Origin of the sequence: Lonsdalea britannica, assembly GCF_946477055.1 — a bacterium.
Classification (GTDB): Bacteria; Pseudomonadota; Gammaproteobacteria; order Enterobacterales; family Enterobacteriaceae; genus Lonsdalea; species Lonsdalea britannica_A.
The window spans coordinates 1-6139 of sequence record NZ_CAMKXG010000214.1; the positions used below are offsets into that span (position 1 = coordinate 1).

The 6139-nt window shown below is 60.5% G+C and carries 6 protein-coding genes; 1 reads left to right on the forward strand and 5 read right to left on the reverse strand.

Annotation, left to right across the window (positions count from 1 at the left end; genetic code table 11):
- From uhpC to Q7O77_RS13380, 4 genes are all read right to left on the reverse strand, one after another.
- Positions 1–1136: MFS transporter family glucose-6-phosphate receptor UhpC (gene uhpC, locus Q7O77_RS13365; protein ID WP_304168172.1), on the reverse strand; the 1136-nt coding region annotated here is incomplete at its 3' end.
- Positions 1137–1236: 100 nt separating this feature from the next.
- Complete coding sequence (gene uhpB / locus Q7O77_RS13370) at positions 1237–2769, reverse strand: signal transduction histidine-protein kinase/phosphatase UhpB (protein WP_304168174.1); 1533 nt, start codon at positions 2767–2769, stop codon at positions 1237–1239.
- Positions 2769–3359 (reverse strand): transcriptional regulator UhpA, encoded by a 591-nt coding sequence (gene uhpA, locus Q7O77_RS13375; protein ID WP_085652801.1) that lies wholly within the window; start codon positions 3357–3359, stop codon positions 2769–2771. The genes uhpB and uhpA overlap by 1 nt, the downstream gene beginning before the upstream one ends.
- A gap of 111 nt (positions 3360–3470) precedes the next feature.
- Positions 3471–4238 (reverse strand): HNH endonuclease, encoded by a 768-nt coding sequence (locus tag Q7O77_RS13380; RefSeq protein ID WP_304168178.1) that lies wholly within the window; start codon positions 4236–4238, stop codon positions 3471–3473.
- 160 nt (positions 4239–4398) lie between these two features.
- Between Q7O77_RS13380 and Q7O77_RS13385 the strand changes: the two genes are divergently transcribed.
- Positions 4399–5511 (forward strand): DUF1615 domain-containing protein, encoded by a 1113-nt coding sequence (locus Q7O77_RS13385; protein WP_304168180.1) that lies wholly within the window; start codon positions 4399–4401, stop codon positions 5509–5511.
- Positions 5512–5743: 232 nt separating this feature from the next.
- On the opposite strand, the gene Q7O77_RS13390 is transcribed toward Q7O77_RS13385, so the two are convergent.
- Positions 5744–6139 (reverse strand): tetratricopeptide repeat protein (locus Q7O77_RS13390; protein WP_304168183.1); only part of this gene is annotated, 396 nt, incomplete at its 5' end.

The window sequence follows — 6139 nt, forward strand, 5'->3', positions numbered from 1 at the left end:
CCAGCAGCATCTTTATGAGAACACTCTGCCGCCGCCATGCCGATCAGCATTTGCGGACCAAAGATGAAGAAGCCGATAGCGAAGAAGCAGCCCGCCTGCAGCACATAGCTGATGCCCGGCATTAACCACAGCGCGGCCACGGACAGGAAGATACCAATGGCGAAAATCAGGTTCATCGGACCACGGTTGCCGTGGAACAGTTTGTCAGAACCCCAGCCTGCGACCAGTGAACCGATAAATCCGCCCACTTCAAACAGCGCCAGCGCCGAGTTGGCCGTCATCAGGGAGTAGCCTTTTTCCTGCGTCAGGTAAAGGTTACCCCAGTCGTTCAACGCCGTACGGACGATGTACACCAGCACGTAGGACACCGCCAGCAGCCAGATGTACTTGTTGGTCAGCACGTAGCGCTTGATGATCTGACGGTTGGTGAGACCCTGACCTTCAGACTCCTGCACCAGCTCCATTTCGTCGTTACGCCATTGACCGACGCTAGGCAGACCCATCGTGTTCGGCTTATCGCGCAGTCTCCAGCACAGCAGCAGACCCAGCGTAATCCCAATGATGCCAGGGATGATCATGCCGTAACGCCAGTTGAAGTGCAGGGAAATAAAGCCCACCAGCAGCGGGATCAGCGCGCCACCGAAGTTATGAGAGGTGTTCCAGATCGCCCACCAGCTTCCGCGCTCAGAGCGGGAGTACCAGCTAGTCAGGATCTTGGAACACGGCGGCCATCCCCAGCCCTGGAAGAAGGCGTTGACCATCCACAGCGCGCCGAACACCAGCAGAGAGGAGCTCAGGCCGAAGACGATGTTGATGATCCCGGTCATAATCAGGCCAATCCCCATGAAGTAGCGCGGATTGGAACGGTCACTGATCATCCCGGAGATAAATTTGGAGCAGCCGTAGGTGATATAGAACAGCGTGCCCAAAATACCGATGTCCGACATGCTCAGGCCCAGATCGGCCACCATGGCGGGCATAATGAAGTTGAAGCTCTTGCGTGTGAAATAGAAAGCGGCGTAGCCGACATACATGACCCACATCAATTGAATGCGCCAATATTTATAGGCGGCATCGATCTGGGCGCTGTCCTGCACCTGAGGGGCGTCAGGACGGCTTTTTAAAATGAACCACATGAAAACCTCGTTATACTGCTGTAGCGTTAGTGGCGCTTATGGTGCCTCGCGCGCGCCTGATCCGACCAAGCCAATGGCGCATAGAAACTAAGACTTTTTCCTAGTTTTGGGTATTTTTTCCGAAAATTGCGGGGAGGATCACAACCAGGCGCGTTCCACCTTCATTGCGCAGAGCGCATTCGCCGCCGATAGCGCGTACGCGATCCTGAATTCCGCGCAGCCCGTAGCCCGGTTTAACGCTTTCCACGTCCACGCCCCGGCCATTATCCTGAATGCTGACGCAGTACTGTCCGGCCGCATTCAGCTGACCGCTGACGTCGATATGTGTCGCCTCCGCATGACGGCACGCGTTGGTCACCCCTTCCTGACACAGCCGATAAAGAATGATCTTCAGCGTATCGTCGAGATGCGCGTCCGGGATTTGCCAGTCCAGCGAGGTCGTTATCCCCTGATCGGGCGGCACCAGATCGCGTAGCAACGCCCCCAGCGCCCCAGACAAAGAAAGCGTACTGAGCGCGGCGGGCCACAGCTGCGCCAGCAGATCGTGAATGCCGTCGTACACCCGCAGGGCGTAGGACTCGATCGCCGATGCGCTGGAGAGCACCCGAGGCTCCTGCGTCAGTTTACGGATGATGCCGGAGTGGGTACGGATCACCGTGATGGTCTGCCCGACCTCGTCATGCAGCTCGCGGGCGATCTTGCGCCGGGTGTCCTCTTCCGCCGTCACCAGCGAACGGGCCAGCCGTCGATTCTCCTCCAGCCGGCGCGCCAGCTGATGATTCAGGTGACGCTGACGTTCAATGCCCGCGCCCAGCAGCATGCCGGTCAAGCTCTGCGCCAGCAGCGACAATAGCAGATCGCGATGCGGGCCCATGCCGTGGGGTTCGGACGCAATCAGCACCACACCGTTGAGCAACGTCGCCAACAGCGCGCCCTGCCAGCCATAACGGTAGGACATGAACACAATCGGGATCGCCAGACAAAACGGCGCGAAGCGCCGCAGTTCAACGTCATCGGCCTGACGCTGCAACCAGACGCTGAAGGCGAACAACACCAGATATCCGCCCAGATGATGCAACCGCATATTCAGCGGCTGATGAATCAACCCCGGCTCCAGCGGCGCCCAGCGCTGCCGGGACAAATATTGCCAGATAAGCAGACAGGTCGGCGCGACCGTCAGTCCGCCGCTCAACCCCAGCAGCAGCGGTTGCACGGTAGCTGCGCCCGTCACCAGCGACCAGATCACCGCCTGCAACGCCGCCGCCAGCACAACGACGGCACCCTGTTGCAACGGCCACTGCCACTCCGCCTCGCTTTGTAAGGAGCGCTGTAGCCACCCGGCCGTTAACCGGAGTAGCGCCAGACTCGCCGGCAACGTACACAGCAGCGCCCACAGTTCAGCGCTCGCGCCAAACTGCTGATACAGCACCCACAACATCACGGCTTCCGCGCACAAGATCCCGCTCCAGCATCGACGCGGCGTTTGCAGCAGTACGCCGACTCGCAGGCCGAAGGGGAATAACATGACGGCTTCTAGCGGGTTCGCGACCAGCGCGGTGCCGATCCCCCACAGGCAAAACCAGGCGGCGGCGTAGAGGAAGAAAATGGAAACGGCAAAAATGACGCGCTGCATCAGTACCCCAACATGCGCTGCGCCAGCTCGACGTTATTGTTAACGCCCAGTTTGGCGAACAGGTTGGCGCGATGAACGTGTACGGTCTTCGGGGAGAGTCCCAGCTGCAACGCGACTTCGCGCACGTCGTGTCCCTGCGCCAGCAGCATGGCGACTTCGCCTTCGCGCCGCGTCAACGGGTCGACCTGCGAGCGCGTCAGCTGGCGGGCGATCTCCGGCATCAGATAGACGCCGCCCTGACCCACCGTGCGTACCGCCGTCACCAGATCTTCCGGATGACAACGTTTGGACAGGAATCCGCGCGCGCCGCGCTCCAACGCCAGCTCGACCATCGCCGGGTTATCGTGCATCGACAGCATAATCACCGCCAGCCCGTAGGGCAGGTCGGCCAGCAGATCCAGCCCGCTTTCATCGGGCATAGAGATATCGCAAATACAGATGTGCGCTTGCAGCCCCGGCAATCCCTTGCGCGCTTCGGCGGCCGAGCTGAACTCGCCCACGACGTCGATATCCTCTTCCAGCGCCAACAGCTGCACAAATCCTGAACGCACGATGTAATGGTCATCAATGAAGACAACGCGGTAAGTCATATCAGGCTCCGGGGAATGAACGGCAAGGCGGAGATTATACATAATGCCCGGCGCAGGCCACAGTACCCACTCACCACCGTGGTGACAGCGGGTGTCACGCGCCCCGCGTGATTATCCTTTCGCCTGAAAGATATGCTGGCGGTGGTAGGCCATTTGCGCCATGTCCGGCGGGAACTCGCTGGGCAGGCGGAGAGGACGTCCCTCGTACTGCGCGAAGTAGATCTCGCTGACCGGGCTTTTGAGCTTTTTGATTCGGGGAGAAAGCTGCATCTCCAGCGACTCGTTAAAGGTGATCAGCCCGGTATCGAAGGCTTTGTCGTGCAGATTGGACAGACACAGGCCGTTGCTGGGGTTCAACCGATGCTCGTCCGCCGTTTTCCACGGCCGAATATGGCTGGCCACCAGCAGCATCGGTTCGTCCAGACCAGTGATGCAGCAGCGCTCGCCGTAAGCCCCGAGCACGCGCTTGCGAAACAGCTGTTGGCCGATGCGCGTTTTCACTGACGTCACTCGTTCCCCACCGCGAAAATCTTCCGCCGCTTCCTGCGCCTGTGAGGTGATCGGCGGCGAAGTGAGACTCGCCATCGCCTGCTCACACTGCTGTTCGAAGCGCACCGGATCGCCGTTCATCTCCTGCCACAGCGCACGGTCGGCGTTGGACGCCCCGCGCAGGCCAGTCCGCCCGGAGGCGATAATAAACGGATCGAGACTCGCCAGATTGACCAGCTTCATCGCCAACGCCGAAGGGGTCCGATTCAGGAGGGCGGCGTAACGGATGATGTCAGGATTGCGCGAATGCAGCTTGCCGAAAGGCAATTGACTGTACAGCGTGAAGGCGACCAGCAGTTGGTCCCGGGTCCAGGGTTGGGCAGCAGCCATGGGCGTTCCATCAGATCGTGAGTGTATTAAGTTACGCGTAACGCCAACTATGCCAGGGCGAACGAAAAAAAGCATGTACCCACGACGATCGCCAGGCTGGATCATCGCCGCCCGCTGCGCTAACGTCATGTCAGCCCTTTAGCCGCTAACCCGAGATAACATGCCGAATCTGCACCGTTTTTCGTTTCGCTCCCCGCTGCGCATGCTGGGCCTGCTCGCCGTACTGGCGCTGGCGGGCTGCGCCGACAAAGTCGCCAAAACCCCGGCTCCGCGCCCGGCGGACATCCGGGCGCAGCTGCTGACGCTGATGCCTGCCAACGTGAGCGATCGACAGGGCTGGGCGGAGGATATCGCCGCCGCCTTCACCGCGCAGCAGCTGGACCCCAGCCCGGAAAACCTGTGTTCCGTTCTCGCCGTCACCGAGCAGGAATCGACGTTCAAAGCCGACCCGCAGGTGCCCGGCTTATCAAAAATCGCCTGGCAGGAGATTAACCGTCGCGCCGAACCGCTCCATATTCCGGCGTTTCTGGTGCGCACGGCGCTGTCGATCACCTCGCCCAACGGCAAAACCTATAGCGAGCGTTTAGACAAAGTCCGCAGCGAGAAAGAGCTGAGCGCGATCTTTGACGACTTCATCGACATGGTGCCGATGGGTCAGCAACTGTTTGGCCGTCTCAACCCGGTACGCACCGGCGGGCCGATGCAGGTCAGCATCGCGTTCGCCGAAGCTCACGCCAAAGGCTACCCCTATCCCATCGACGGCACCGTGCGTCGGGAAGTCTTCAGCCGTCGCGGAGGCATGTACTTCGGCATCATGCATTTGCTGGGCTATCCCGCCAGCTACACGCAGTCGATTTACCGCTTCGCCGACTTTAACGCGGGCTGGTATGCCAGTCGCAACGCGGCGTTTCAACAGGTGGTGAGTCGCCTGAGCGGCATTTCGCTGGCGCGGGATGGCGATCTGATTAACTACGGGTCAAACAAGGCCGGCGCCACCGAACTGGCGGTGCGCTCCCTCGGGAAGCGGCTAAAACTGAGCGACAGCGCAATCCGTCGGGATCTGGAGAAAGGCGATACCGCGGCCTTCGAAAAAACCGACCTTTACCAGAAGGTCTATGCGCTGGCGGACCGCTCGGCGCGTGGCAAAGCGCCGCGTGAAATGCTGCCGGGGATCTCGCTGGAAAGCCCCAAGATCACCCGTAAACTGACCACGGCGTGGTTCGCCAAACGTGTGGACGAGCGACGCCAGCAGTGCCTGCGGCGGGTGAAGTGAGTCGGGAAAGGGTTCGAGTGGGTTGAATGGGGGAGGCGGTATTCACGACAGAGGCCGACGTTGCAGCCCTAGGCTATTCGGCTCAGAACAGACTTGATCCGTGAAGTGCGCGCGAAACGCGGACGGTTATCGCGACACTCAGCCACCGCCGGTTTTAATGCATGACGAAAAACGCGTCAGCCCCCGGCTTTACCGGGGGCTGACGCGCTGTCGATCAGGTCGTGAGGAAAGATTACTGGTTGTCCTGCTCGCGGGTCATGCCTTTGCCGGAGGACCAGTGCATCGCCAGCTTCTGCGCCGCCTTCACCTCATCCGGCTGCATCCCCTCTTCGAGCGCGTTACGGGCATTGATCGCATTCACCATGCCTTCAGTCGCCGCCAGCGAGAACCAGGCGTAAGCATGAATACGGTTGCGCGGCACGCCCAGTCCTTCCTGTCGCATCGTGCCCATACGGTACTGCGCCATGCGGTTGTTGGCGGCAGACGCCTGCCGATACTGCTTCACAGCCTCGGTGTAGTCCTCTTTGCCGCCCAATCCCAGACGCAGCATCTCGCCATAAGCGAGCTGCGCCTGTACGTCGCCCTGCGCCGCCGCTTTAGCGAATTCGGCGCGAGCATGCACAAGATC

What these genes read in the sequence shown, in the direction of transcription:
- Q7O77_RS13385 (WP_304168180.1), top strand. Translation starts at nt 4,399, where the DNA reads ATGCCGAATCTGCACCGTTTTTCGTTTCGCTCCCCGCTGCGCATGCTG.
- uhpB (WP_304168174.1), bottom strand. Translation starts at nt 2,769, where the DNA reads ATGCAGCGCGTCATTTTTGCCGTTTCCATTTTCTTCCTCTACGCCGCC.
- Q7O77_RS13380 (WP_304168178.1), bottom strand. Translation starts at nt 4,238, where the DNA reads ATGGCTGCTGCCCAACCCTGGACCCGGGACCAACTGCTGGTCGCCTTC.
- uhpA (WP_085652801.1), bottom strand. Translation starts at nt 3,359, where the DNA reads ATGACTTACCGCGTTGTCTTCATTGATGACCATTACATCGTGCGTTCA.